The organism is Bradyrhizobium sp. CAR08, assembly GCF_052871955.1.
This window is the reverse complement of the sequence record NZ_JBIXJX010000009.1, coordinates 72,610-98,466: the sequence shown is the minus strand read 5'-3', so window position 1 is coordinate 98,466 and position 25,857 is coordinate 72,610. Positions and strand designations below refer to the sequence as shown.

30 protein-coding genes are annotated in these 25,857 nt (G+C 62.1%); 16 read left to right on the top strand and 14 right to left on the bottom strand.

Annotated elements, in window-relative coordinates:
• Position 1: 1 nt before the first annotated feature.
• The 9 genes from ACIPUD_RS19950 to ACIPUD_RS19910 all read right to left on the bottom strand — a co-directional run bounded on the left by ACIPUD_RS19950 (position 2) and on the right by ACIPUD_RS19910 (position 7,759).
• On the bottom strand, positions 2-535 hold the full coding sequence (locus ACIPUD_RS19950; protein ID WP_446481398.1) for an HK97 family phage prohead protease: 534 nt from the start codon (positions 533-535) through the stop codon (positions 2-4).
• The gene (locus ACIPUD_RS19945; RefSeq protein WP_446481397.1) at positions 532-1,758 is read right to left on the bottom strand and encodes a phage portal protein; all 1,227 of its coding nucleotides are present in this window, start codon (positions 1,756-1,758) and stop codon (positions 532-534) included. Before ACIPUD_RS19945 ends, ACIPUD_RS19950 begins: the two co-directional genes overlap by 4 nt.
• Positions 1,758-1,949, bottom strand: a complete 192-nt coding sequence (locus tag ACIPUD_RS19940) for a hypothetical protein (protein ID WP_446481396.1) — start codon at positions 1,947-1,949, stop codon at positions 1,758-1,760. The genes ACIPUD_RS19945 and ACIPUD_RS19940 overlap by 1 nt, the downstream gene beginning before the upstream one ends.
• Positions 1,950-2,000: 51 nt before the next feature.
• Positions 2,001-2,897 carry a hypothetical protein gene (locus tag ACIPUD_RS19935; RefSeq protein WP_446481395.1) on the bottom strand — a complete coding sequence of 299 codons (897 nt, stop codon included), beginning with the start codon at positions 2,895-2,897 and terminating at the stop codon, positions 2,001-2,003.
• A 214-nt stretch (positions 2,898-3,111) separates the two neighbouring features.
• A complete protein-coding gene (locus ACIPUD_RS19930) occupies positions 3,112-3,786 on the bottom strand; it encodes a hypothetical protein (protein ID WP_446481394.1) in 675 nt (224 codons plus the stop codon).
• Positions 3,787-4,258: 472 nt separating this feature from the next.
• Entirely contained in the window at positions 4,259-5,632 is a 1,374-nt protein-coding gene (locus ACIPUD_RS19925; RefSeq protein WP_446481393.1) for an AAA family ATPase, read from the bottom strand.
• On the bottom strand, positions 5,610-5,879 hold the full coding sequence (locus ACIPUD_RS19920; protein WP_446481392.1) for a hypothetical protein: 270 nt from the start codon (positions 5,877-5,879) through the stop codon (positions 5,610-5,612). The genes ACIPUD_RS19925 and ACIPUD_RS19920 overlap by 23 nt, the downstream gene beginning before the upstream one ends.
• Positions 5,880-5,993: 114 nt before the next feature.
• Positions 5,994-6,206: a helix-turn-helix transcriptional regulator gene (locus tag ACIPUD_RS19915; protein WP_446481391.1), complete on the bottom strand. Its 213-nt coding sequence runs from the start codon at positions 6,204-6,206 to the stop codon at positions 5,994-5,996.
• Positions 6,207-7,222: 1,016 nt separating this feature from the next.
• The gene (locus tag ACIPUD_RS19910; protein WP_085358631.1) at positions 7,223-7,759 is read right to left on the bottom strand and encodes a hypothetical protein; all 537 of its coding nucleotides are present in this window, start codon (positions 7,757-7,759) and stop codon (positions 7,223-7,225) included.
• Positions 7,760-8,388: 629 nt separating this feature from the next.
• Between ACIPUD_RS19910 and ACIPUD_RS19905 the strand changes: the two genes are divergently transcribed.
• Positions 8,389-8,724: a hypothetical protein gene (locus tag ACIPUD_RS19905; RefSeq protein ID WP_018457874.1), complete on the top strand. Its 336-nt coding sequence runs from the start codon at positions 8,389-8,391 to the stop codon at positions 8,722-8,724.
• A 330-nt stretch (positions 8,725-9,054) separates the two neighbouring features.
• On the top strand, positions 9,055-9,219 hold the full coding sequence (locus tag ACIPUD_RS19900; protein WP_198957648.1) for a hypothetical protein: 165 nt from the start codon (positions 9,055-9,057) through the stop codon (positions 9,217-9,219).
• A gap of 201 nt (positions 9,220-9,420) precedes the next feature.
• On the opposite strand, the gene ACIPUD_RS19895 is transcribed toward ACIPUD_RS19900, so the two are convergent.
• On the bottom strand, positions 9,421-9,669 hold the full coding sequence (locus ACIPUD_RS19895; RefSeq protein WP_446481390.1) for a hypothetical protein: 249 nt from the start codon (positions 9,667-9,669) through the stop codon (positions 9,421-9,423).
• A 14-nt stretch (positions 9,670-9,683) separates the two neighbouring features.
• Positions 9,684-9,863 (bottom strand): hypothetical protein, encoded by a 180-nt coding sequence (locus ACIPUD_RS19890; RefSeq protein WP_446481389.1) that lies wholly within the window; start codon positions 9,861-9,863, stop codon positions 9,684-9,686.
• Between the two features lie 517 nt (positions 9,864-10,380).
• Between ACIPUD_RS19890 and ACIPUD_RS19885 the strand changes: the two genes are divergently transcribed.
• On the top strand, positions 10,381-11,124 hold the full coding sequence (locus ACIPUD_RS19885; RefSeq protein ID WP_018457870.1) for a DUF7168 domain-containing protein: 744 nt from the start codon (positions 10,381-10,383) through the stop codon (positions 11,122-11,124).
• A gap of 41 nt (positions 11,125-11,165) precedes the next feature.
• Here ACIPUD_RS19885 and ACIPUD_RS19880 read toward each other — a convergent pair whose 3' ends face one another.
• Positions 11,166-11,372, bottom strand: a complete 207-nt coding sequence (locus tag ACIPUD_RS19880; RefSeq protein ID WP_007591053.1) for a hypothetical protein — start codon at positions 11,370-11,372, stop codon at positions 11,166-11,168.
• Positions 11,373-11,677: 305 nt separating this feature from the next.
• On the opposite strand from ACIPUD_RS19880, the gene ACIPUD_RS19875 reads away from it, so the two are divergent.
• The 4 genes from ACIPUD_RS19875 (at position 11,678) to ACIPUD_RS19860 (ending at position 15,204) form a co-directional block, all read left to right on the top strand.
• On the top strand, positions 11,678-11,974 hold the full coding sequence (locus ACIPUD_RS19875; protein WP_446481388.1) for a hypothetical protein: 297 nt from the start codon (positions 11,678-11,680) through the stop codon (positions 11,972-11,974).
• Positions 11,975-12,328: 354 nt separating this feature from the next.
• The gene (locus ACIPUD_RS19870) at positions 12,329-14,188 is read left to right on the top strand and encodes a VTT domain-containing protein (RefSeq protein ID WP_446481387.1); all 1,860 of its coding nucleotides are present in this window, start codon (positions 12,329-12,331) and stop codon (positions 14,186-14,188) included.
• The gene (locus ACIPUD_RS19865; RefSeq protein ID WP_039800285.1) at positions 14,188-14,883 is read left to right on the top strand and encodes an endonuclease/exonuclease/phosphatase family protein; all 696 of its coding nucleotides are present in this window, start codon (positions 14,188-14,190) and stop codon (positions 14,881-14,883) included. The genes ACIPUD_RS19870 and ACIPUD_RS19865 overlap by 1 nt, the downstream gene beginning before the upstream one ends.
• Positions 14,884-15,012: 129 nt before the next feature.
• Positions 15,013-15,204 carry a hypothetical protein gene (locus ACIPUD_RS19860; protein ID WP_018457865.1) on the top strand — a complete coding sequence of 64 codons (192 nt, stop codon included), beginning with the start codon at positions 15,013-15,015 and terminating at the stop codon, positions 15,202-15,204.
• A gap of 49 nt (positions 15,205-15,253) precedes the next feature.
• On the opposite strand, the gene ACIPUD_RS19855 is transcribed toward ACIPUD_RS19860, so the two are convergent.
• Positions 15,254-15,478, bottom strand: a complete 225-nt coding sequence (locus ACIPUD_RS19855) for a hypothetical protein (RefSeq protein ID WP_007610373.1) — start codon at positions 15,476-15,478, stop codon at positions 15,254-15,256.
• 235 nt (positions 15,479-15,713) lie between these two features.
• Between ACIPUD_RS19855 and ACIPUD_RS19850 the strand changes: the two genes are divergently transcribed.
• The 3 genes from ACIPUD_RS19850 (at position 15,714) to ACIPUD_RS19840 (ending at position 17,995) form a co-directional block, all read left to right on the top strand.
• Complete coding sequence (locus ACIPUD_RS19850) at positions 15,714-16,031, top strand: DUF1476 domain-containing protein (protein ID WP_162847233.1); 318 nt, start codon at positions 15,714-15,716, stop codon at positions 16,029-16,031.
• 41 nt (positions 16,032-16,072) lie between these two features.
• Positions 16,073-16,387, top strand: a complete 315-nt coding sequence (locus ACIPUD_RS19845) for a hypothetical protein (RefSeq protein WP_446481386.1) — start codon at positions 16,073-16,075, stop codon at positions 16,385-16,387.
• Between the two features lie 672 nt (positions 16,388-17,059).
• Positions 17,060-17,995, top strand: a complete 936-nt coding sequence (locus ACIPUD_RS19840; protein ID WP_247296742.1) for a septal ring lytic transglycosylase RlpA family protein — start codon at positions 17,060-17,062, stop codon at positions 17,993-17,995.
• Here the strand turns inward: ACIPUD_RS19840 and ACIPUD_RS19835 are convergent.
• A complete protein-coding gene (locus ACIPUD_RS19835) occupies positions 17,989-18,945 on the bottom strand; it encodes an alpha/beta fold hydrolase (protein WP_247338001.1) in 957 nt (318 codons plus the stop codon). The genes ACIPUD_RS19840 and ACIPUD_RS19835 overlap by 7 nt on opposite strands.
• A gap of 151 nt (positions 18,946-19,096) precedes the next feature.
• Here ACIPUD_RS19835 and ACIPUD_RS19830 point away from each other — a divergent pair, with 151 nt between their 5' ends.
• The 6 genes from ACIPUD_RS19830 to ACIPUD_RS19805 all read left to right on the top strand — a co-directional run bounded on the left by ACIPUD_RS19830 (position 19,097) and on the right by ACIPUD_RS19805 (position 25,824).
• Positions 19,097-20,359: a D-alanyl-D-alanine carboxypeptidase family protein gene (locus ACIPUD_RS19830; protein ID WP_204511195.1), complete on the top strand. Its 1,263-nt coding sequence runs from the start codon at positions 19,097-19,099 to the stop codon at positions 20,357-20,359.
• A gap of 2 nt (positions 20,360-20,361) precedes the next feature.
• Entirely contained in the window at positions 20,362-21,048 is a 687-nt protein-coding gene (tmk, locus tag ACIPUD_RS19825) for a dTMP kinase (RefSeq protein ID WP_018457857.1), read from the top strand.
• Positions 21,045-22,091, top strand: a complete 1,047-nt coding sequence (locus ACIPUD_RS19820) for a DNA polymerase III subunit delta' (RefSeq protein ID WP_247296747.1) — start codon at positions 21,045-21,047, stop codon at positions 22,089-22,091. The genes tmk and ACIPUD_RS19820 overlap by 4 nt, the downstream gene beginning before the upstream one ends.
• Before the next feature lie 110 nt (positions 22,092-22,201).
• Positions 22,202-24,223, top strand: coding sequence for a methionine--tRNA ligase (metG, locus tag ACIPUD_RS19815; RefSeq protein ID WP_446481385.1), 2,022 nt, complete (start codon positions 22,202-22,204; stop codon positions 24,221-24,223).
• A 13-nt stretch (positions 24,224-24,236) separates the two neighbouring features.
• On the top strand, positions 24,237-25,013 hold the full coding sequence (locus ACIPUD_RS19810) for a TatD family hydrolase (protein ID WP_247338006.1): 777 nt from the start codon (positions 24,237-24,239) through the stop codon (positions 25,011-25,013).
• Between the two features lie 13 nt (positions 25,014-25,026).
• On the top strand, positions 25,027-25,824 hold the full coding sequence (locus ACIPUD_RS19805; protein WP_247296751.1) for an MBL fold metallo-hydrolase: 798 nt from the start codon (positions 25,027-25,029) through the stop codon (positions 25,822-25,824).
• Positions 25,825-25,857: the final 33 nt, after the last annotated feature.

The window sequence follows — 25,857 nt, the reverse complement described above, 5'->3', positions numbered from 1 at the left end:
CCTACTTGTTAAGAGAATGACGCGCTGAATTGATCGCCTCAACCAGCGCGCGGAACTGCGTTGAGTCGGATGATTTCACCGATTGAATGGTGGATTCTGAATTGCTCGGAAATGTCACCGCGGAAATTTCCCAGAGGTCCAGTTCTTCAAGGATGCGCGCGCCCTTGGTGCGATCCATGCGGTCCTTGACGGTGCGGAAGCCGATGGACAAGCCGTCGAGCGCGCCGGCCTTCATGAGGGCGTATGTTTCGCGCCCCCTGGCCGTGTCCAAAATTAGCTGCCCGGCGGCCTTCAATCCGCGATCGTCTTCAACGATGGACTTCCAAACACCAATCGGCTCGCTTTGATCGTGGCCGCGAAGCATCTTAACCTTCGCCGCCGGCCGCTTCGCCAGGGACTTTTGGAAAGATCCGCGCTGTACGCTGTCCTTGTGGCTGTCGATAACATCAAAGACGGAGGCATAGCCGGTGAACGTGCCGTCTTCCGCGATCGCCTTGACGTCGAATTCAACGACGGTGCCTTGCTTAGTACTCAAGCTGCAGATTCCTTCGGTGGTTGGTTGTCATTGGCCGACGCTGCCGATTGCACGTGCGGTGAATCCAACACGTCACCATCTGCGTGCGGCGGGAGGTTCAATTCGCGCCTCACGTCATTCGCCGTCATGACGCCGGCAGACCGATATTGACCAAATGCTGTCGCGCGTGCGGTCGTATCCGCGAGCAGCAGCTGCGACAGATCGAACTCAAAATGCATCGACGCGCGTTCCTCAGGCGACAGCAGGCAACGTGCATAGGCGTCGCACCATGCACGCAGCCAGGGCTGCAAGCCGTACTTTACGAATTGCAAGTCGAGCTGGACGCTGTTGCTCCAAGTCGCGCGGGACATATCGGAAAGCAAAGTCGCCGGAACTCGCGTCAAGCGACTGATTTCGCTTACGGCAAATGCGCGCTGTTCAGTTGCCTGGCTGTCGACCGAACTAAAAGCAATCGGGGTGTAGCTGCCCTCGTTGTCGATAACGGCAACGCCGCCGGCCTTGTCCCCGCCATGTGCAGAGCGCCACATCTGGGCAATGCGACCGGCTGCCGTAGCATTCAGGTTACCCTTAAAGCTCAGCACGCCACCCGGCCGCGAGTTGTTCTTAAAAAGTTGGGACGCGCTACGCTCCAGCAAGATAGCCAGACCAATCGCATCACGTCCGGTTTGCAGCAATCCGAGACCTCGATGTTGCATCGGATTGCTTGGGTTTGGCACCTGCAGATGGATGACATCACGCGGGCCATAAGCCTGACCATCGATCTTGTAGACCGGCTCGCCGTCAGATTTGTATTCGAGCACGACCACATTGCGCGGCGCGTACAGGATCTCGGCCGGATGTCCACCAGCGCGCGTCACCAAAGCAACACCGTCACCGAACAGGACGGCATCTTGCGTTACACGGCGACGAATTTCCGCACCGCTAGACCACTCGTTGCTGAATCCGTTGACCAGCTTAAAGGCAGGATGTTCTTTCGCGGCGGTTTCACCGTCGTCAGCGTCGTCGCGAAGTAGCCGGCATGGAAGCGTGGCCGTGGATTCGGACAGGATGTTGACGGCGGCGTTGACCGGAGCGCAACGCATTGCAGAGTCAGCCGTAACGCTCACGCCAGATGAAGACACCGTGAAGGCGTCGCAGAGCGCGGCCCAAGTATCTGACGTCGCGTCCGTCAACTCGGATTTTGTTTCCGGCACAGGTGCCGATTTGCGGAAGAGCGGCCACATCAGTCGGCAGCCCTCCACGCGCGGATTTTAGTTTCCTCTTCCGCCGCGGCGCCCCAGTTTGATTGCTGCGACATCGCATCTTCGAATGAAACGAGTTCGCCGGCCCACACAGTGCGGACCTCAATCTCGCCGTCGCGACCAATCCAAACGATATCGGCATCGCTGCCGTTAATCGCGGCGATCTTTACCAAGCGGCCATTCCAGGCCGCTGGGCTATTCACTCGAATTGTCATTGGGCAATCTCAGTAATGGATGATCTGGCAGGGCGTGGCGAGGCGGTCGCCGAGCGTGTCAGCGTTGCCGGTGTCGAACACCGTTGCGTCGAGAGAGACAGGCCACGCCACACTGCCGAACACGCGCGCACGCGCCAGCTTGCGGCCCTTGGTTCGGATCTCGTCGACGGTGATCTCGCCTTCGAGAAACGCGAGAATGATTTCGCTGGTGACGTCTTCGCGGTCTTCGGGATCTAGGCCAGCAGCCGCACGGTCGGCGCTTCGATACATGTCCAGTGCCAAGCAAGCTTGGCGCAGCAAACCTTCCGCGTACTCGCGCGGCGCCTGCTTCTTGAGGCCGGCACGGCGCTTCGCGCGCTCGCCAACAACCTCGATCAGCCGTTCGCGGAAGACCGGATCGCGTTTAGCCTTGTCGAGTACGAGGAAGGGGGTAGGGAATCCTTCACCGAGGACGCGCTGCATGCCGACCTTTGGAGCCGCGCGCAACGCATCAAGGGCGCGATCAAAGTCGGCCTCGGACCATCTGCCCGTCGCGGATTTACCGATGGCGTTCTGGCCGTCCTCACGGTCTGCAGTCGCGGCGATGAAGCGCGCCTTGAGCGCGGCGTCGGTTTTGATGACCTTGAAAAAGCTGGCGCCTGTGCCGCCGAAACTCTCAACAGCACCTTCAGCGGTGGCGCCGTTGCGGATGGCAGTGAGAATGTCTTCGAACCGTGCGCGGACCAGAGCTTGGCCAGACAGCGGCTTAGCAGCATCGAGGCGGGCGCGGAGGTCAGGGTGACGGCGCAGCCAGGCATCGAAACCGGACTTGCCGGGAAGGTCGAGCGCACGGAGCGTGGCGGTCAGCGTTTCGCCGGCAGCAACGCGCGCGATGATGGCTTCGAACTGCGAGGCGAATGCGGACAAATGCTACCGAGCTGCTGGGCACAAAATGATGCCCCGGCGCAGGGCTGGCCTGGCGCGGGGCTAAAAGGGGGAGGGAAATCCGTAACCGGATTATTGGCCTCCTAGGATATCGTACGAAGCCGGTTACTTAGCAATATCAATATGTTAGGCTATAAAAGTAGCATATTTGAGCGGCCAATGCGGCGGACTGCGACAATCCGCCGCACCGGAGTGTTTATGCGGCTGCGGCGTAGTCGGAATAGGCGTCATCACGCATCCAGTTAAGGATGGCGTGGTCAACATATCGGTCGATATCGTCGCTGTCGGGCTGCTTGACCGCCGCGGCAATCTCAGCGCGTGTCGAGTCGCCAGAGGCCAGGTCGAGCAATCGGGTGCAGACGTGGCCGAGCCGCACGCGGGCAGCTGACTCGTCCAACTTGCGGTTCGCCTCGTCTTCTGCGCCGGCAGCAGCTTGGTCCAGCGTCGTGCCGTTCATGGTGTACGTGCCAGCCGGCATTGACCTGCCAGGCTGGTTGCGGCGCGGCTGGGTGAAGCGCTCCTCTTCTGGCAGCCACTCCTTGCCGGTGGCATGCAGGGCCACGGTGCGTTCGGCAGTGTCGTGTAGAAGCCTGTTGTCGTGATTGAACGGGACAAGCTCCTCGGTGCCCTCATAATCGTCGCCGGCAAAGTTGTCGTTGGCGACGCACAGCTTGGGTTGCGCCGTGAACGCCCGCCAGCCGAGCGCGGCATGGGTCATGAACTTGCCGCCGTCCTCGGTTGCGTGGCGCTCGGCCGTGGGCCAGCGGTTGCCCCTGTGTGGCCTCGGGTTGCCACGGGGCTGTTGAGTGGCCTGGGTCTCGACAATGGCCCTGTGGGCCACGGGCGCGCGGTTGTCGTTAGCTGCAAACATGCAGTCTCCTAGTCGGTAGTGCTGGGGTGCCGCTCAAAGCCCGGCCGGGCTGGAAGGCTGCTGCGCAGCTGCCCCCTCGCGCGCCGGAGGGGATGGCATGGTGGCTGCCCTGATGCAGCCTCCGTCATGGATTCGGACCGTGAACGGGCGGGACTGGCGGCCCGCGCGGTGAAGCCAGTTATCTACTATTGTTGTTTTGGGCCGCGGATACTAAGGGCGACCACCAGCTAAATATGGTGGAGCAGGCCGGGAAACAGGGGGAATTCTTTTTGAGCGGTGCCGCGCAGGCAAATGTTCAATCGGACGAACTTCGTCCGGTTGAATTTACCTCACACCACCCTTTGCAACGTAACCTCCCTCCCACCCCCTTAAAGGGGGGGGTGGTAGAGGGTTATAACGTATGCGCGCGCAACCACTTAGGAGGGGGGTTGCGCAAGGTTGCGCAGGGTTGCGCAACCAACGCGATGATTTTCTAACTTGCAACCTCAACGTGATCAAAGGCTTTTCGTTTTATCGGGTCCAAACGGGAGACATTCACTAGCCGGCCCAGCGTGATCAAGGCGTCGAGAAGCGCCTGAACCCGCTCCTTCTCGGGTGTGAGTTTCTTGCTTTCGTCCAGCTCGATACTGAGAACGCGGGCGATCTCATTCCCCGCCCATGTCGACGATTGGTAATTGTATCGGCACTCGCGGTTCTTGATGCCCACCATGATGGCGTCAATCTGCCAAGGCTCAATCCCGGAAAGGGTCATCTCGGCGCGCTCCTCGGGAGACGCATCAGGAGCCATCCACCGCTTGACGGCTGGCGCATGCTCCTGAGGACTGGTCATGCCGTCGCCGTTACCGAGCGGGATGTTTTCGATGTGGTACCAACCGCCAGTACCGACCTTCGTTATGTTGCCTTTATCGACCGTCGCGTTGAAGTACTCCCGGCGGCGCCCCTCAGGAATGCCCCACTTCTTAGCCTTGTCCTCACTTAGCGGATTGATGACACGCACAATGCGCGCCTTGTCCTTCAGCGCGCCACCACCGCGGCCAGAGTTCGCCGTGACGGGTCCGTCAGACTTCACGACATGGTGTGCAAGGTCGACTGAACAGTTCAACTTGTCAGCGATTTCGACCCACAGCGTCGCCACCCGTTGAATTGCGCCGTTATCGTTTTCGTTCACTTGGTGGGTGGACACAAACGGGTCGACGATGATCGCATCAGGTTTGAACTCGGCTGCAACCTGGACGATTCCGTCGACGATGGGCTGATTGATTTTGAAGCCAACCTTGCGGTCATCAGTCGCGACAACGAAGCTCGAATCGCGGCCGCTCGACCACATCATCCTGTCTCCAATGTCCTCGTTGGAAAGGCCATACAGCGCGGCAGCAGTCTCGAATTGGCGCTGGATGAGTTCCGGCGGATCTTCCGTGTTTATGTACCAGACGTTTAGCTTGTTCCTGTGCCCCACACCGAGCAGGTCGCGACCCGTGACCATATCTAGCGACTCGGCGACGAGCAGAGATGACTTACCGCCACCGCCCGGCGAAAATAGTGCGGACACATATTTGCGAACGCGGACTCGGCCGTAGACAAACTCAAGCTGCGGCAAGGCCGCCGTTCCCATTAACTTGAGGATCGCGGTCTTAGGTCTGCTGTCCCTCGGCACGTTGTCGTTGGCGGCGGCCGTCAGGAAGGAGTGCATCACGGGGCCGTGGGCGTCGCCGTCGTCGTAGTTGGCGCAGACACGAGCGCCTATGACCTCGCGCACTGTCGCGAGTCCCCATGATGGATGTTCAACTCGGTCGCCAACTTTGAAGGGGTTTTGAGACTCGGGCTTAGCTTGCGAAGCGATATTCATTGCACGAATGTCCGTCCAATTTGTTATAGGAAATTGCTGCGTGCGCGATGGCGTCAACCACCGCGGGATCAAAAGACATGGATCGGCCGGCGCGGTCGGTGTTAGGGCCGAAGACTCTGAACGAGCGGTCTGGCATCTGTGCGACGCGCAGCCCGAACAGTCTGACGCCAGCGACGATCTCAACGTCGACATGGCAAAGCGTAGTGCCGCCACCGGATGGCGCCGGCCGGTAACTCAGGATTCTCATTGTGGTCTCGGGGTTGGTCAGTAATCACACCCGGCTAAAGCCAGTCGTGCTGTCGTTACGTTCATGCCAATTGGAATGAACTGTCGCGATATCGAGTCTGCCGTTCGGCGTTGGTCAGTGCCATGCCGCCACCGCCTGCTTGGTGTTGCTGTTGGCTGCGGTCGGTAGCGCATCGCGCCATGCCTGAAGATGGTCTGCGTCCCATCGGACGCAGCCGGGAGAGAGTGTCAGGGGTGAGGGGAAAGTGCCTTCGGAGATTTTCCGATAAATCGTAGAGCGGCCGAGGCTGGTTGCCTTGACCACTTCAGTCAACTTCAGGAGTTGCATTAAAAATCCACTTGACTGGATTTTTGGGCCCGCTATGTTGTGGCTGCCGAGCTAGGCCCGTGTCGCTCGCAGAAGGCAATCTTATGCCTTCTTGGGGAATTGTCCATAGCAATCCCGTACACTCCCAAGCCTTCCCACAAGTTTAGTTTTAGACCGTAGCTTTCTAGCAACGGACGCTTTTGGGTATGTTGCGGGGTACTATTGGCAACTCTGTCAAAACTTTTATTGTACTAACAATGGGTTAGGCGTATTCAGCGCACGGACACCCCTTCCGCCAAAACACCAGCAAATCAGCTACTTAGACTTGTAGATTGGCTCCAGCGCACAATCGAACGTACAATCAGCGCGCGCTATCGCGAGCCCGACATTGAGTCAATCTGCCGCACGTTGGCGGCCCAGACTGACGATCCGGTAGAGCGCGCGGCGCTGCTGGAGATCGCCGGCAACTACAGGAAAGCCCCGCCATGTTGAGGCGGCGCGAAGGGCCGCCAGGTGAGGCAACAGGGGTCCTCTGAAGGGCCGAGAACCTACGGCGAATTGACTATCTATTCTTACGGAACCGGCGCCTAGTAATTCCATCACCGGCCCATCACGGCATATATCGGTGACTGAGAGCCACGTGCTCCCGCCAAATACGCGGAGCCATCTATGGTCAAGCTCATCCCTTCTCTCACTGAACGCCTAACTCAAATGGCGAGCGCCGCTCGAACCCGGGCCGAAGCAACGCCTCCGGGGCCAAAGCGGGAAGCTCTTTTGAAGGCCGCGCAGCTCAGTGAGAACGCGCTGCATATTCAGCAATGGCTGAGCTCCACGAGCTTGCGAAAGCCAACGTAACGATGGGTTCGCAAAGGCCCGCCAGCGTGAACCGGCGCATACGGCCGCCAACTAAGGCAACGTACTTCTACGTGTTCCGCTTATAAATACACGCGCAAGGAACAAACGAAGATTTATTATTAGCGCAATCTGTTCTCGCCCGGAGAACAACGGGCCCGCCGTGAACCGGCGGGCCTGGAGGCTCAGGCTTCGCCCTTCGTCGGGGCAGCCATTGCGGCCAGATCCATCGCGACGGAAACTGAAATCACCGGATCGACATGGCGTAGGTGCGGCTGCCTGACGTCCTCAAAGACATAGATCATGCAAGCTTTGAGGCACAATTCGGCAAGGTCGCGGACCTTGACGTTCGCCAAGGCAAGTTGTGCGGCCTTGAAGGCGTCGCGCGCCTTCTGATGCGCATCGAAGACCGCATCATAGTTGATCTCGTCCATGTGCTTATCGTAGCGCCGGCAATACTTCTTGTGAGCGCGGTGGGCGCCCGGCTGCGGATTGGCTTTTTGCCATTCGCCGCAAGCCTTCCATACCCTTTGGAAGTCCGCAGCCGTCAGCTTCAAGGCCTCGTTCGCTTCATCGAGCTTGTAATAGGCCTCGCGCATTGCGTCGCCGCATTGGGAGCCATCGAAGGCAAGCTTTGGCACGCTGGCTGGAAGCGGCGAGGCCAGCGCTTCTAGAGGCATGCTGGCTACGGAGGCTGCTGCTGCGCCGACGAATACGTTCATGATTGATCGCCCGCATGGGGCGAGATCAGCACGACACCGACGAACTCCCGGCAATGGAGCGACTGTGCCGCGACCTGGTGGAGGAGAGCAGGGTGACAGGCGAGGCCGGCGCGCTGCTTAAGATGGCCGAAAACTTCGGCCGTGAGGTTGCGAGACTAACCGTGGATAGGACCGTAGATTGTTCTCGGCGCAGGTGGAAAAGACGAGCGATTCAGCGAGGTTGAGCGGGCACCCCTTCCGCCACCTCCTAGTCCAATAGTGCCCAATCCGTCTTTCTGTTTCGAAGAAGCGCTTGATCTAAAACGGTTGGGTTCGTTGCTTGGGCTTGGTGGCAGCGCGGGCTCCAGCAGCGTGCCCACGTGGTCTGGTGCCGCTCTCGGCGCCGGAGCGGGCGGCCTCTCCATTCCCATGTTCGCAAGCGGCACCAGTTCGGCCCCGGGTGTACTCGCCATGGTGGGCGAGAAAGGTCCCGAGCTGGTCAACCTTCCGGGCGGCGCGCAGGTTTTCAAGCCGTCAAGCGCGGAGAATGCTGGAGGATCAGAGCGGCCCTGCTGTGGTCATGCAGGACGGTGTGCTGGGAGTAGCTGCCGAACTTGTGGACTGGCCGCTCCGCCGCTACGATTTGCGGCATGGGACAGACCAAAAAGCTGATCGATTGCCACGACTGTGACCACCCGGTTTCACCGAGTGCGTCGGCCTGTCCAAATTGCGGCTCGAAGGTGCCGTTCGGTCCTCCCGTTCTTCACCGCAAAAGGCCCCCGGTCTATAACATCGAGGCGCGCAACGACCGCAACATGGTCGTCTTTGCCGTGACGCTGGGAGGCTTAGGCGCAGCTTACGGATTTGCGACAAGCGCAGGGCCGCTTAGCGCTGCGCTGCTGGTCACATCGTACGGCATGCTGGGTGTGTTGGTAGGCGTCCCGCTTGCGGCGTTGTTCAACGTCACGCGCCGGCTGTGGCGGTAGCGACCTCCGGAATCTGGGAAGTCTACGTACCAGCCCAGCGTCGCTCCCGGCGCTCTCATCCGCAATGAGCATGGGCCCTAGTAAGGAAGCGGTGCCATTTCCACACCCGAGTGACAATCCGGGCCACCCCGAATTCCGGTAGTCTTACGGAATCCTTTTTCGGAACACGGTGTTCTACTGTGAGAACACCGGCGAGATTTAAGTACCAGTTTCTAATTTGCCCGGGATGGCCGCAGTGGGGGCTGGAACCACCCTGCGGCCTTTCGCTTTAGCGAAACCCATTTCTAAGTTGAGCCGTACCGTCTCGGAGGCGAAGTCGGCGGAGAATTCGTGAGCATTCAAATCATTATAGCCGCCATGTTGGAGCGCGAGCTAGCGGCGCGCGGCGTGCAATCGTTGGGACCTTCCGATTGCATGGAGATCGTCGAGAACCTGCTTGAGCGCTTGAAAGATCTGGATCGGGAGTTAGCTGCGCGAGGCGCAACGCGGCGGTAGGCTGATGGACAGACGGCCCCGGGGTCGGAAGGGCCGGGGACTGGTTAGACCGAGGCCGCTACGCGGGAGCTTTGGCATTCTCTTGTTCACGATGCAGGTCCGCAGGAGTCGCAATCGATCGCGGATCGACATTTGCGATTGCGGTCTGGCAGGCGAGCAATCCGGTCATCGGGACGCGTCGCGCCGTGAGCACGATGAGTTTTAGATCGTCTTCCGGTGTCCAATGGTCAGTCCGTATTTGTCCGCTCCAGGCTCAAGATGCTGAGGCCAGTCAATTGCCGTGCAGAACAAGCCGCGTCGCTCGATTTCCCGTGCAAGAGCTTCCGCGCGCAGCCTCGCTGGCAATCCGACAAAACGCGCGCCGGCTAGCCTATCTGCTTGAACCTCTTGGCGAATGAACTCGTGCATCCGCAGAATGAAGTGGTCAGATAGGCCTTCGAATTCGCTCATGCCAGCCAATCGCGTCAGTCAAAGATATAGGCAACCAGAAAGGTGGCTGGCTGCCAAGCGATGAACCCAATCGCCTCCAGCGAAACAGCTGTGGCCAGGAGGGCTACAGCGCTGAAGGTGAGGGGAATGACGAGATCAAAAAAGTTGTGGGGCTCGTCTGCATCTGCAGTTTGAAATGCGGTTCTATTGGACATTCGAATATTCCTCTATTCGGGGTCATATCGAGTTCGACGCTCTCAGCCAAACGTTCGCTGGGGTTAACCTGACCGCTAAACCTTAACAGCGGGTCCAGTCCCTATGTGTCGCGGCACAAAACCGATCGACGGCCTTGATCAGTGCGTCCTTCAATCCACCACTCTGCTGCGGCTAACCTCAACAAGCGCAGGGATCAAAGCCGGCTGGCTGCAAGCTCGAAATACTGTGAACACGACGCCGCCGCCAAAGCCAAGGCGCTCACGCAACCCCGTTCGGCTTGTGGTGGTCTGCTCCCGACAGTGATTTGTCAGTTGCGGTGGAAATCGAGCGAGAGCGCGATTGTAGTGAAGCCTCGTCTCTGCATTTTATGGTCAGTGCCGCGAGGTCGTGCACCGCACGTAGAAGGAGTGAGGTCCGTTCGAAAAAAGTCGAAGATCAATACAGTTGACAAGAGACCCCTTCCGCCGGTCTATCCGACCGGGTTCTATCCGTCGGGTTTACCCGGACAGGTGATCGGTGAATCAGACATCCAATCCAGCTGCACTCGACAAGCTGAAGCTCCGCATTCAGGCGTTGCGTTCCAAGACCATCGCCAATGGCTGCACCGAGGACGAGGCGCTGTCTGCGGCCGCCAAGGTCGCCGAACTGCTGGATCGCCACGATTTGTCGCTGTCCGACGTCGAACTGCGGGCGTCGCCGTGCGAGCGGAAGGTCTACGAGACTTTTCGCAAGAAGCGAATTCCCCTGGACGACTGCATCGGGGCGATCGCTCGTTTCTGCGATTGTCGGGTCTGGCGCGAGAAGAACACGGCCGGCGAGAGCAGCTATGTGTTCTTCGGCCTCGGCGCGGACATCGAGGTCGCGCATTATCTGGCCGAATTGATCGACGGCGCCGTCCGCGCCGAGCTCGGCCGCTTCAAGACCTCGGTCGACTACAGCAGGTTCCGGCACCAGGAGCGGCATCTGGCCAATGCCTCCTTCGCGCTCGGGATGGTGGGGTCCATCGCGGACAGGCTGGTGGCGATCAAGGCCAGTCGCGATCAGATCAACGAAAGCACCGGCCGCGGGCTGGTGGTTCTCAAGACGTCGGTGGTCGATGCGGAGTTCGACAAGCTCGACCTGAAGATGCGGACCCAGCGCAGCAGCAGCCGGATGGTGTCGATGACGGCCTATGAAGCCGGCGGCGCCGCCGGCGCGTCGCTGGCCATCAATCCCGGGCTTGCAGGATCGCAGTCAAGGACCGCTCCCAAAGGGAGCTGAGCGCGTCGGGGGAGGGCGTGCAGCGTCACCGTCATTGCAGTTCAGTCGATCGACTTCTCGAGCTTCTGGGCTGCCCGGAAGTCGTCCATGTGCTGCAGGTTGGGCCCATACGCAGCCTCCTTGGTCAGCAGGTGATAGATCCGGGCCACGACCGTTTGCAGATGTTTCATTCGTCCGCGCGGCATCGCCCTGGCCTTGCAAAGCGCTCGGACCGCATGCGCTCGGAAATAATCAAAAGCGTCTGACATCGTGGACTTAACGCTCCGCCTGATGATTGGTTCTTGGATTGGTTCTTGTTCGCGTCCCAAAACGCCTCCAGGAACGCTGTCGAATGGGAGAACTTAGCCCGGCACGAACCTTCAGGATCGGCGAGGCATGTTCTTCTTTTTCTCGAATAGGCTGGGATGTCTCGGCTCGCTGCTGGTCTCCGGGCTGGTCACTCTTGCGTTGCTTGTCCTGTTCGGGATCGTTCGGTTCTAAACGCCCGCGCGTTCAGGAACCTGGTCCTCGCTGGCCTGTTGTTCGCACTCTGGTCCAGCCGCGGAGGGCGCCCTTGGAAAGTACGATCATCGGAGAATTCGACACGCGCCGCGGCGCCGAGCTTGCGGTTGAGCATGTCGTGCAGGAATGCGGCGTGCCGCGAAGCGACGTCTTCGTGCAGGCCGCCGGCGAGGCGAACACGTCGGGGACACGCGCGGCCGGTCCTGACGCCAAAGCCGCGCCTGCGCCGGAGGGGCATCAGAAGCTGGAAGGTCGGATCGAGGTCTCCGTGGATTTTCACGGCGATGCACCTGAGAAGATCGCGGACGCCTTGAAAGGCGCAGGTGCAAAGACTGTCCGAACCAAGTAGCGGAAATGGGCGACTTCGGCGCCGGATCGCACGCACCGAACAGTCGCTTCTGATTTCTGAAGTGGGGAACCCGTTGCGCGTTCAGCGCGTTTCAACGCAAACGCAAGTTGCGAGGTTTCCCTGCTTCAGAGCTCATCGACCCTGATCCCCGGCGACACCGTCTGGCGGCGGTGCGAGGCGCGGCGTGTGGCGGTTCTGAACGATGCTGCCGCTTATTTCGCGGCCCTGCGGCAGACCCTGCTGCAGGCGCAGGACCTCGTCTATATCGTCGGGTGGGATATCCATAGTGAGACCAGGCTGGTCGGCGAGTCCGGGCGAGCGGATGATGGCTTGCCGGAGCAACTCGGCCCATTCTTGCGCGCGCTGGTCCACCGCCGTCCCACCTTGCACATCAATATTCTCGTCTGGGACTTCGTCTCGTTCTACGCCTCCGAGAGGGAATGGAATTCCGCGGCCAAATTTTCCGCCGACACAGATGGCCGCGTCCGGTTTCACCTGGATGCCACGCTTCCCTTTGGGTCGGCCCAACACCAGAAGATCGTTTGTGTCGACGGCTCACTGGGGTTCGTCGGCGGGCTCGATCTGACGATCAGGCGCTGGGACACGAGTGATCATCGCGCCGATCACGCATCGCGCTGTGATCCCCAGGGCAAGCCGTACCTGCCGTTTCATGATGTTCAATGCATGGTCGATGGGGATGCGGCGGCGCAGTTGTTCGACCTCGTGGAGCAACGCTGGCGCGCGGCGGGCCAACAGATTGATGATCGGCGCCCGCTGAAAAGCTTGCGCTGGCCGGCGATTGTGCCGGTGGAAGCTGAGCATATGCCGGTGGGTATCGCCAGGACCGAGGTGGTCTGTCCGGCAGGTTCGACACTCCGGGAGGTCGAACGCTCGCTGATTGCAGCGATCCGGTCCGCGACGAGCTTCGTGTACATCGAGAACCAGTTCACCAGCGCCATCAAGATCGCGCGCGAATTGGCGGAGCAAATGCTGCGCGTACCTTCGCTTCGGGTTCTGGTCGTCACCCCAAAACTGCATTCCTCGTGGCTGGAATCCCAGGCCATGCAGAACGGCCGGGGCACCTTCATCGACTGCTTCAGTTCGGCCGGCGTCGCCGACCGCATCCGCTTCGTCTACCCGGTGTCGGGGAACGGGGATACGGAAGCGGCCGTGATGGTGCACAGCAAGCTCATGATCGTCGACGATCGGATCTTGAGGATCGGTTCGGCCAATTTGAACAATCGATCGATGGGTGCCGATAGCGAATGTGACCTGATCTTCGAAGCCGCATCAGACGAGCATCGGGAGTTCATCGCCTCGGTCCGCCGTCGCCTGATCGCCCATTTCTGCGGTCTCGATGAACAGACCGTCGCGCAAAACGAAGATCGTCTTTTTGCGCTCCTGGACGACGTCGCAAGCGGGACGAAGGCGCTGCGGGACGTTGAATCTTCGGTCCTGACCAGCGCTCTGGCCACGATGGTTCAGCCGGTGGCGGACCCTGAGGCGCCTCTTCATCTGGAGCGGGCGGCATCGCGGATGTGGAGCACGAAGACGATCATCGGGATGGTCTCGATCGCCGTGGCGCTTTTTGGACTGGCGATGGCCTGGTCCTACACGTCGTTGAGCGATTTCGCCGACGCGGGCCGGATGTCGACGCTTCTGTCTGCCTATTCGCAGTCCGTCTGGGGTCCGCCATTCGCGATTGCAGCTTTCGTCGTCGGCGGGTTGGTCGTGTTTCCGGTTCTCGTGCTCATTGCGGCGACTGCTGCCGCACTGGGACCATGGCTAGGCTTCGTCACCGCCATGACGGGGGTCGTGCTCAGCGCCTTTATCCTGTTTGCGATCGGACGGGCACTCGGGCGCGAACGCCTCCAGCGTTTGCTCGGACGACGTACCGCGCGCATCCAGGAACGTGTTGTCGGCAAGGGCATTCTGGCTGTCGTCGTCATCCGGATGATCCCGATCGCGCCGTTCTCAGTGGTGAATGTCGTGGCTGGCGCGAGCACGCTGCCTCTGCGTGACTTCCTGGTCGGAACGCTGCTCGGCATGACGCCCGGCATTCTCGCCATGGCAGTTTTGGGGGCTCAGATCGCTGATCTCGCCAGGAACGCGTCCTGGGTCAACATGTTGCTGCTCGCACTGGCGTTCCTGGGCTGGCTCGCGATCTGCGCCGGCGCGCAATTCGTCGCGACGTGGCTCGCCGGGAGGCGCTGATGCGCTTCATGACGTGGAATGTGCATGGCACCTTCAATCTCAATCCGAAGTTCGATCTGGAAGGGATCTGTTCCATCATTCGCAAATGGGCTCCCGATGTCGTCGCGCTTCAGGAGGTGGATTCGCGATCGCGATCGGACGATCCGTTTGCGAAGCTGGCGAGCGTCGTCGGCGATCACGGTGTTCACGCCAAGTCGATCGTCACGGCCGATGGCGACTACGGCCAGACGCTCCTGAGCCGCTTTCCATTCTCCGGCCCGCCCGAGATCGTCGACGTGTCGTATCGTGAGCGGGAGCCGCGCCGAGCGATCGCCGCGGGACTGCTGACACCGGTTGGCGATGTTCGCGTGGTGGCCACGCATCTCGGCCTGAGCATCCACGAGCGCCACGCGCAGGCTCAGGCGCTGGTGAGCCTGGTGAAACCTGGAAGGACCGTCGTCCTCGGGGATTTCAACGACTGGTTCTGGATCAAATCGGTGCGGCGCGTGCTCGCGCAGGTCTGCCCAAACCGTACGCGGCTGCGAACTTTCCCGTCGCATTTGCCCCTGCTGCGGCTTGACCGGATCTATGCGACGTCCGACAGCCCGATCGGGAAGGTTTGGACCGACGAAGGCGCGAGGGCCTATTCAGACCATTTGCCTGTTATTGCAGACATCGAGATCCCTGCGGGGTCAAACGCATCGAAAGTGCGATAAAAAAAGTGCTGTCTGCAGAAGGACTTGGCTACTGTGCATGGGGTTGTTTTCGCACATTATGCAGTCGGCCCGCAGTGCCGCTCAGCGGGACCACGAGGAACTCTTTCCTCACCTCAGCATTATCTGGCCATGACGGAAGACATTTCCTACCGGCGCAAGCCCTTGACTCCCGAGCAGCGGCAGGCGCGCGATGCGACACGCCGTGTCGAAGCCGAAAAAGCCATGCGCGATCATGAAGCTGCGCAGAAGGCGTTTTATGCCAACAAGGAACGGCTGAGGGCCGAACGGTTGGCACGTGAACAGACGGAGGCGAAGGGCTGACCGTACGCGGTCGCCCCGTCAAGGATGTCCTTGCCCGCGAGCGCCGGTCTCAGTGCCGGTGAGGGATGCGGGTCACGCTCAACGCCTGCTTCAGCGCCTGAACGGCACTTGCGAAAGGTCTGCGAGGCGATTGCGCCTCGATCGCTTCCGCTGCGACGCGACAATCGTCAGCGACCTTGAGCAACCCGCTTCGCGCGAGGTCCATGGTGGAGAGGGCTGCCTGCTCCAGGCAGACCCGTTCAAGCCGTCGAAACTCCCGCAGTTCTTTGTTCATGCGTCAGCTCTCGATGTCCCCGGCCATGCGGCGCTGAGTCTGCTTAATGAACAGTAAACATCTCTGCCTAGCCGGGTTGGCTGGCGTAGAGCTGGTGGGTGCCTTGGGCACGCCCAGCGGGCTTGACGGCGTTTGGCTTCCGCCGGAAGCTTCCAACGACCCTGATTTGAACCACGGAGACGTTCGCTTCCAGCCAGTCCGATCCCGATCAGCGAAAAACGAAATGGAGCTGACCATGACCACGTTCGACAAGCGCGAGCAGGGCTTTGAGGCCAAATTCGTCCACGACGAGGAGCTCATGTTCAAGGCCACGGCCCGGTCCAACAAGCTGCTCGGGCTCTGGGCCGCAACCCAGCTCGGCCTCAGCGGCGATGCCGCGGCCGGCTATGCGACGGCGTTGGTGACGGACCATCTGGAGAACCACTCGATGGACGAGATCCTCGACAAGGTGGCAGGCGATCTTGCCGCCAAAGGCGTCGCGCGCGAACAGGTCGCAGCCAGGCTTCAGGAATGCATGCACCAGGCGTTGCAGCAACTCGAAGCGGACAAGTGAAAGCAGGCCGGCCCTCGACGGCTGGGATCGGGAGGCGGGTGGTGTCTTGCGGAATATCTTGCGGAGTATCTTGGAGCAGCTTCCGCAAATGGGCCGGCGCGATCGCACTCGCTGCTACGATCCTGGTCGGCTGCTGCGGCGCTGAGGTATCGGCCACGCCGCTGACGCCATTTCGCTACGAGGCGCAGGCGCAGCGTCACTGCCCGCACGACCGGGTTGTCTGGCTCGATTTCAGCAAAGGTGTCTATTACGGCAATGGCCAGAAGCGGTACGGCCAGGGTTTTGACGGCAGCTTCGTCTGCCTGAGCGAAGCCCGTGACAGCCTCTATCGGCGTTCGCTGCTTGGACTGCGGTAAGCGTATTGTTCGGGAAGTGCTGGGTGCTCAGGCGAAGGCCAATGCCACGAGGCTGGAGCACAGCAGGACCAGACCACCGGCGGTCAATGCCAGGAAGCCATCGGATACGAGGTCATGGTTGCGCATGGGACACCTGCCGCTCTCGTCTGCGATGCTCGATCGGATCGATTAAAAATGTCCGAACGCGCCGTCTTGAAAGGGTGATGCTTGCCGTCCGCGCGAGTGCCTCAGGCCCTCGTGCGGTAACCTTCAAACGCATGGGCCAGGAAGATCCCCGCGCTTACCAAACCCATCAGTGCCGAAACCGTCTCGATCATCGTCTCATTCCATTCCGCCCTGCACTCGAGAAAACGCGGGCGGCCTTGCACAGTCAAAAGAATTCCAGTGAGCGGCGCGACAATGGGGGTGGAGTGAGGATTTGGCGCAACAGAATGTCCAGGCGTGGCACAGAGCAGGGCACCGGCGCCCCGTAGTTCAACGGGGCGAGCGCATACGCCCTGTTTACCATCCCGGCGTGAACGCCGTGCGCTCCCCATTTCCGCCGTGTTCGGATTGCGTTATCGTTACCACTTCCGACGCGGTGGTGGGCCGCCTCGGAGCAAAGGACCGGACAGCGCTACCCGTAGCCAAAGCGGGTTAGGTACGCCTCCGGCAAAGTGGTATTTGGGGTGAATGGGGATCCGACGGTCAGATTCGGTTTTGCGGGCCGCGCGCGCTGCTGCGATGGCCGCGACCTGCCTTGCGCTCGCCAATTGCGCCTCCTCCAACAAATTCGCCAGCCGGGTCGATCCGAAATACGGCGTGTCCTCGAGCCCCCGGGTCGTGGCTTTGGGCGATCCGGTCCCGAAGGGCGGCGGCGCCTATCGCGTCGGCAAGCCCTATGTGGTGGGTGGCCGGACCTATGTGCCCGAAGAGGACGTCAACTACCGAGCCGAGGGCATGGCGTCCTGGTACGGCGACGATTTCCATGGCCGCCTGACCGCCAATGGCGAAGTGTTCGACATGGGCTCGCTGACCGCGGCGCATCCGACCCTGCCGATGCCGTCCTATGCGCGGGTGACCAACGTCTCGAACGGCAAGTCGCTGATCGTCCGCGTCAATGACCGCGGGCCCTATCACGGCAACCGGCTCATCGACGTCTCGAACAAGGCCGCCGAACTGCTTGAATTCAAAGGCAATGGGATCGCCAAGGTCCGTGTCGAGTATGTCGGCCGGGCGCCGCTGGAAGGCTCCGACGACCGCCAGCTGATGGCCACCTTGCGCACCGGGACCCCGGCGCCGTCACCGTCGATGGTCCGGGTCGCCTCGGCGAGACCCTTCGTGCCGGAGCTGCCATCGTCGAACCGCGGCGCCATGCGCGGCGAAGTTCCGACGCCGGAGGGACGGCCCTACAATCTCGGCAACACCTCCGCCGACATGGCTTCACTCAGTGCGACCTCGGAAATGTCGGCCTCGAGCCGCAACCGGGGCCGGGCGCTCCAGAACGCGCGCGCCGTGTCCTATGACGGGGACGGCCGCTATGCGACCGAGAGCACTCCGTCCGGCGCCTACGCCTCGGATGGCGCTGCCGAGGCCCGCGGCATCCTGAGCGGCCGCGGCCTCTACTGAGCCGCGCTTTCCTTCAGGAAACTCATCAACGCCGCATTCACCTCGTCGGGCCGCTCCTGCTGGACCCAATGGCCGGCGCCCTCGATGATCAGCTTTCGCTTCAGATTGGGCAGCACGCGCTCGAGTTCGTTGACGCGCTTGGTTCCGATCAGGCCGGTGATGACGGCGTCTTTCGAACCGGCAATGAAGAGCGACGGCTGATGGATTTGCGCGTCCTGCCAGGGCGCCGTCAGCTCCCAATTGCGATCGAGGTTGCGATACCAGTTCAGCCCGCCGCGGAAGCCGGACTTGCGGAAGGTTTCGGTGAAATAGGCAAGGTCAGTCTCGGTGAGCCAGGCCGGCAGAGGCTCCTCCGGGTTGCCGTGGCCGAGGAATCCCTTGCCCTCCAGCACGAACATGGCCGCGGAGGGATCGGCAAGGCCGCGCCCGCCGAGCACGATGCGCATGGTGCGCGCGACGTCACGCTCGAATTCGGCTTCGGCAACGCCCGGCGCCTGGAAGTACTGCCAATAGAAATTGGTGATGCCGCCCTGGCGCAGGAGTTCGAGCGGCTTGCCGCGGCCGCGGAACGGCGGTGGCACGCTCAGGCCGGCGACCGCCGTGAAGATGTCGGGCCGGAACAGCGCCGCGTGCCAAGCCACCGGTGCACCCCAGTCGTGGCCGACCACCATGGCCTTGGTCTCGCCAAGCGCCTGCACGAGGCCGACGATATCGCCGACCGTGTCGAAGATCGAATAGGCCGTCGCCTCGGGCGGCGCTGAGCTCTGGCCATAGCCGCGCATGTCGGGGGCGACGACGCGAAACCCGGCCTGCGCCAGCGCCGGGATCTGGTGGCGCCAGGAGTAGGAGAGTTCCGGCCAGCCGTGGCACAGCACCACCAGCGGCCCCTGACCGGCTTCGCGGATGAACAGGTCGATCCCGTTGGCCTTGATCACGCGGGTGGATGACATCGCTTTTCCGCCTTGTTTCAGGGGTTTGGTCAGAAAATCTGAGGTGCCACGATAGGGGCGGGATGAGAATCGTGCAATCTCGGGACAAGCGGCCACCCCGTGTTGTTTGCACCGGCTCCAACTGTTAGAACGCCGCTCTCAGGGCTTGGCCATGGAATTTCATCTTTCCTCGTTTAGGCGCACCCGGTTTACCGCCGGAGCGCTGGCGCGCGGGCTGATCGCGACGGCTCTGGTGGCGGCCATTGGCTGGAGCGGGGCGCTCTACGCCGCCAACCAGAGCGTCCAGGGCGCCAAGAAAACAGATGATTCCGGCTTCGACGGCGACGCCCCGACCGCGATCCTGATCGAGGCCTCCAGCGGCAGTGTGCTGTTCGAGAAGAACGCCGACGAGCTCCGCGCGCCCTCGAGCATGATGAAGCTGATGACCGCCGAGGTCGTCTTCAACGCCATCAAGAAGGGCGACATCAAGCTGACCGACGAATACCGGATCAGCGAGAACGCCTGGCGCAAGGGCGGCGCACCCTCCGGCGGCTCGACCATGTTCGCCGCCATCAACAGCAAGGTCACGGTCGACGATCTCCTGCACGGGGCGATCATCCAGAGCGGCAACGACGCCTGCATTGCGCTGGCCGAGGCCATGGCGGGCAGCGAGCGGATTTTCGCCGCCGACTTCATGACCAAGCGAGCTCGCGAGCTTGGCCTCACGAAATCGACCTTCGGCAATTCCAACGGCCTGCCGGACCCCGCCAACAAGATGACGGTGCGCGAGCTCGGCATTCTCGCCCGGCACATCATTCTCGACTTCCCCGAATTCTACAAACTGTTCGGCGAGAAGGAATACACCTGGAACAAGATCCGCCAGCCCAACCGCAATCCGCTGCTCAATTCGATGGAAGGCGCCGACGGTCTGAAGACCGGCTACACCAAGGAAGGCGGCTACGGCATGGTCGGCTCGGCGGTGCAGAACGGCACGCGGCTGATCGTTGTCATTAACGGGCTGGAAGACCCCGACGATCGCGCGACCGAAGCCAAGAAGATGCTTGAATGGGGTTTTCGCAATTTCGAGACCCGCACCCTGATCGCGGCCGATCAGCCGGTCGGCTACGCCAAGGTGTTCGGCGGCGAGAGCCGCTCGGTCAAACTGGTCGCCAAGACGCCCGTGAAGGTGATGGTGCACAAGAACGGCAGCGACAAGCTGATCGCGCGCGTCGTCTATAACGGCCCGGTGCGCGCGCCGGTCGAGGCCGGGCAGAAGGTCGGGCTGGTCAGGGTCTGGCGCAGCGGCAACATCGCAGTGGAGACGCCGGTCTATGCCGCTGACGCGATCGGCACCGGCTCGACCGTGCGCCGCGCGATCGACGGCGCCAGCGAGCTGGTGATCGGCATGTTCCGTGCGGGCGCCGAGAAGCTCTGATCATGAGTGAAAGCGCGGTAAAGTGGCCGTCCGGACGCGGGCGTTTCGTCACCTTTGAAGGCGGCGAGGGGACGGGCAAGTCGACCCAGATCAAGAAGCTCGCCGACCGTCTCAAGGCCGCCAGGATGCGTATCCTCGTCACGCGCGAGCCGGGCGGCTCGCCGGGCGCCGAGATCATGCGCCATCTGGTGCTGTCAGGCATGGGCAAGCTGCTCGGACCCGAAGCCGAGACGCTGCTGTTCGCGGCCGCCCGCGACGATCATGTCCACACCGTGATCCAGCCAGCGCTCAACCAGGGCACGTGGGTGCTGTGCGACCGCTTCGCCGACTCGACGCGGGCCTATCAGGGCAGCCTCGGCCGCGTGCCGGCCGCGCTGATCAACGCGATGGAGCGGGTCACGATCGGCGATCTCAAGCCGGACCTCACCATCATCCTCGACCTGCCGGTCGAGATCGGCCTGCAGCGCGCGGCCGCGCGCCGCGGCAGCGGCACGCCGGACAGATTCGAGGCCGAGAAGCTCGGTTTCCATCAGGGCCTGCGCGAAGCCTATCGCAAGATCGCGGCGGACGATCCCGCGCGCTGCGTGCTGATCGACGCCAATTCCGACCCCGACACGGTTGCCGGACGCATCTGGATCGCGATGCGTGATCGCCTGCTCCCGACGCCGGCAACGGTGGTGTCCATATGAGCCCGCGTCAGACCGAGCGCGAAACTGCCATGTCTCATCCGCGCGAGACGAGCGTTCTGTTCGGCCATCGCGAGGCCGAGACCGCGCTGCTCGCCGCCTATCGCAGCGGGCGCATCCCGCACGCCTGGCTGATCGGCGGGCCGCAAGGCATCGGCAAGGCGACGCTGGCATATCGGATGGCGCGCTTCGTGCTCGCTCACGGCCAGCCGCTGGCGCCTTCCGTGCAGCGCGCCGAAGACCTCGCCATCAATCCCGATCACGCCGTGGCACGGCAGGTTGCTGCGAGTTCGCACGGTGGCCTGCTGACGCTGGAGCGCACCGCCAACGACCGCGGCGTAATGCGCACCGTGATCACCGTGGACGAAACGCGCGAGACGATCGGTTTCTTCGGCTCGACCGCGACAGCCGAAGGCTGGCGCGTCTGCATCGTCGACACCGTCGACGAGCTCAATCCGAATGCCGCCAACGCGCTGCTGAAAATTCTCGAGGAGCCGCCGCAGCAATCGCTGTTCCTGCTGGTGAGCCACGCGCCGGCGCGCGTGCTCGCCACGATCCAATCGCGCTGCCGCAAGCTGCGTCTCCGCGCGCTCGCAACCGACGACGTGATTGCTGCAGCCGCAACCGCTGCCGATCTCGACCCGAACGATCCGGCGTTGCGCGAGGCGGCGGAGGCGTCCGAGGGCAGCGTCGCGCGGGCGCTGACGCTGCTCGGCGGTGACGCCCTGAAGCTTCAGCAGCGCACGGCCGCGCTGCTGGCGCGACTGCCGCAGGTCGATCCGCGCGAATTGCATACGCTCGGCGAATCGCTCGGCACCAGCGACCGCGTTGCGCTTGCCGCCTTCATCGACGGCATCGATCGCTGGATCGCGGAACGCCTGCACGCCGACGAGGCCAATGCCAACCAGAACCTGCCGCGCCTTGCGCGCCTAGCTGAGGTATGGGAAAAGATCGTCCGCGCCGCGCGCGACACCGAAACCTATAATCTGGAGCGAAAGCCCTTGGTCTTCTCGGTGTTCGGCTGGCTGGCGGACGCAACGCGCTAGAGCATGATCCGGAAAAGTGTGCAGCGGTTTTTCCGATAGGATCGTGCTCAAGACAATAAACTAACGCAGGTTCGTTTCCCAATTTCGAGAAGCCGGTAAAGGAATTCGTCGTGGCAGCGCGAGCTAAGAAAATCGCTAAAGGCAAGAGCAGCAAGAAGAAGGCTGCCACCAAGGCCGTCAAGAAAGGCGCGAAGAAGGCCGTGAACGCGCGCGCGCGCAAAGCTGCCAAGAACGTCAAGAAAGCCACGAAGACCAAAAAGACGGCCGCCAAAAAAACCGGGAAGAAGAGCGCCGCGAAGACGGCAAAGAAGGCAGCGAAGAAGCAGGTCGTCGCCAAGAAGACGGTGAAGACAGGAACCAAAAAGCCAGCCAAGGCTTCGGCGAAGAACAAGGCCTCGGCGAAAAACAAGGCCCCGGCGAAGAAGATAGCCAAGACGGCGAGGGTGGCTGCGCCCGCAGTGACCGCCGCACCAGCTCCTGTCGCGACGCCGCCGAAGACTGCGAAGCCCGATGTATCGAAACCCAAGGCCCCGCGCGCGCCGAAGTCCATCGCAGCGCCGCACGCCAACACGCCCGTGGCCGTCCCCGCGCGCGACAACGTCTTCTACATCACGACTGCGATCGCCTATCCCAATGGCAGCCCGCATATCGGCCACGCCTATGAGGCGATCGCGACCGATACGTTGGCGCGCTTCGCGCGACTCGACGGCAAGGATGTGTTCTTCCTGACCGGCACCGACGAGCACGGCCAGAAGATGGTTCAGACCGCGGCCGGCGAAAAAATGTCCGTCTCGGAGCTCGCCGCCCGCAATGCCGGCCGTTTCAAGCAAATGGACGAGCGCCTGAACGTGTCGTTCGACCGCTTCATCCGCACCACCGAGGAGCAGCATCACCGCTCCAGCCAGGAGATCTGGCGGCGCATGGAAGCGAACGGGGATATCTATGCCGACATCTATGCCGGCTGGTATTCCGTGCGCGACGAAGCCTATTACGCGGAGGACGAGACGCGCCTGAACGAGGACGGCGTGAGGCTCGGGCCGCAGGGCACGCCGGTCGAATGGGTCGAGGAGAAGAGCTACTTCTTCCGCCTGTCGGCCTATCAGGACAAGCTGCTCAAGCTGTACGAGACGCAGCCCAATTTCATTGGGCCCGACTCCCGCAAGAACGAGGTGGTGAGCTTCGTCAAGGGTGGCCTGCGCGACCTCTCGATCTCGCGCACGACGTTCGACTGGGGTGTCAAGGTGCCCGGCGACGAAGATCACGTGATGTATGTCTGGGTCGACGCGCTCACCAACTACATCACCGGCGTCGGCTTCCCCGACGAGAGCGACAACAACTGGCGTTATTGGCCTGCCGACGTGCACATCATCGGCAAGGACATCATCCGCTTCCATGCGGTGTACTGGCCGGCTTTCCTGCTGTCGGCCGGGATCCCCCTCCCGAAGCGGGTCTATGCCCATGGCTTCCTGTTCAGCAGGGGCGAGAAGATGTCGAAGTCGGTCGGCAACGTGGTCGATCCCTTTAACCTCGCCGACCAGTACGGCGTCGACCAGATGCGCTATTTCTTTCTGCGCGAGGTGCCGTTCGGCCAGGACGGCAACTACAATCACGAGGCCATCGTCGCGCGCATCAATGCCGATCTCGCCAACGATCTCGGCAATCTCGCGCAGCGCTCGCTGTCGATGATCGCCAAGCAGCTCGGCGGCGTGCTCCCGGAGCCCGGCGAATTCAGCGATAACGACAAGGCGATCCTGTCACAGGCTGACGACATGCTCGCGGCGTCCCGCGAAGCGATGGCGACGCAGCAAATCCATCACTGGCTCAATGCCGTGTGGGCTGTAGTCGCGGAAGCCAACCGCTATTTCGCGGGCGAAGCGCCGTGGGCGCTCGCCAAGACCGATCCTGTCAGGCAGAGGACGGTGCTCTACGTCACCGCCGAAGTCGTGCGCCAGATCGCAATCCTGGCCCAGCCGGCGATGCCGACGGCCTCGGGATTGCTGCTGAACAGCCTCGGTATCCCCGAAGCGGAGCGCAACTTCGCCGCGCTTGGTGGCGCAACGCGCATCGCGCCCGGTACGACGCTGCCCGCGCCGACGCCGGCCTTCCCGCGCTACATCGAGCCGGCAGCCTAAAGGCGTTCGCACCATGCTGGTCGACAGCCACTGCCACTTGGATTTTCCGGACTTCGCGGAGGATCTCGACGGGATCGTGTCGCGGGCGCGAGCGGCCGGTATCGGCCGCATGGTCACGATCTCGACGCGGGTGAGAAAGCTGAACCAGCTTTTGGCCATCGCCGAGCGCTATGACGACGTCTATTGCTCGGTCGGCACCCATCCGCATAACGCTGATGAAGAAGACGGCATCGCGCCGGACGAGCTGATCGCGTTGACGCAGCATCCCAAGGTCGTCGCGCTCGGCGAAGCCGGGCTCGACTATTTCTACGACAACGGCTCGCCGGAGGCGCAGGCGAGGGGCTTTCGTGCCCACATCGCCGCCGCCCGCGCCACCGGCCTGCCGCTGGTGATCCACACCCGCGAGGCTGACCAGGATTGCGGCCGTATCCTTGAAGAGGAGACGGCAAAGGGATCGTTTCGCGCGGTGTTGCATTGTTACACCGGCGGGCGCGAGCTGGCGCTGAAGGCGGTCTCGCTCGGGCTCTATATCGGCTTCACGGGCATCCTGACCTTCAAGAAGTCCGAGGCCTTGCGCGCGCTTGCGGCCGAACTGCCGTCCGACCGTATTCTGGTTGAAACAGACTCGCCCTACCTTGCGCCGGGCAAGTTCCGGGGCAAGCGCAACGAACCGGCCTATGTGGTCGAGGTCGCAAAAGTGCTCGCCGAAACACGCGGCGTGTCGTTTGACGAGATCTCGCGCCAGACAAGCGAAAACTTCTTTCGCCTGTTCTCCAGGGTGAAACCTTAGAACTGGGAGCCGCATGACGCTGACGCTGACGATCCTGGGCTGCGGCTCCTCCGCCGGCGTGCCGCGTCCGGCACTCGGCTGGGGTGCCTGCGATCCCAACAATCCCAAGAACCGCCGTCGCCGCTGTTCGCTGCTGGTCGAGCAGACATCGGGCGAGGGCACCACGCGTATCGTGATCGACACCTCGCCTGACCTGCGCGAGCAATTGCTCTCGACCAATGTCGACCACATCGATGCCGTGTTCCTGACCCACGAGCACGCCGATCAGACCCACGGCATGGACGACCTGCGTTCGGTCGTGATGCACATGCGCCGGCGGATTCCGACCTATCTCAATCAGACGACTGCGAACGACATCATGTCGCGGTTCTCCTATTGCTTCGTCTCACCGGCGGGCAGCGACTATCCGCCGATCCTGACGGCGCAGTCGATCGAGGCCGGTGACAGCCAGACCATCCAGGGGAAGGGCGGCCCGGTGACGATGACGGCCTTCCTGGTGCAGCACGGCAACATTCCCGCGCTGGGCTATCGCATCGGCGATGCCGCCTACACGCCCGATCTCAACGACATCCCACGCGAGAGCTGGAGCGCGCTGGAAAATCTGGATCTCTGGATCGTCGATGGCCTGCGCTACACCAGCCATGTCAGCCATTTCAGCATCAACGACGCGTTGTCCTGGATCGAGCGCTTCAAGCCGAAGCGCGCCGTCATCACCAACATGACGGCCGACGTCGATTATGAGGTGATCCGGCAGTCGCTGCCGGCGGGAGTGGTGCCCGCGTATGACGGGCTGCGGCTGGAGACCCGCTGAACCTGCGGGGGAAATTCCGGCGAGAGCCGGCAT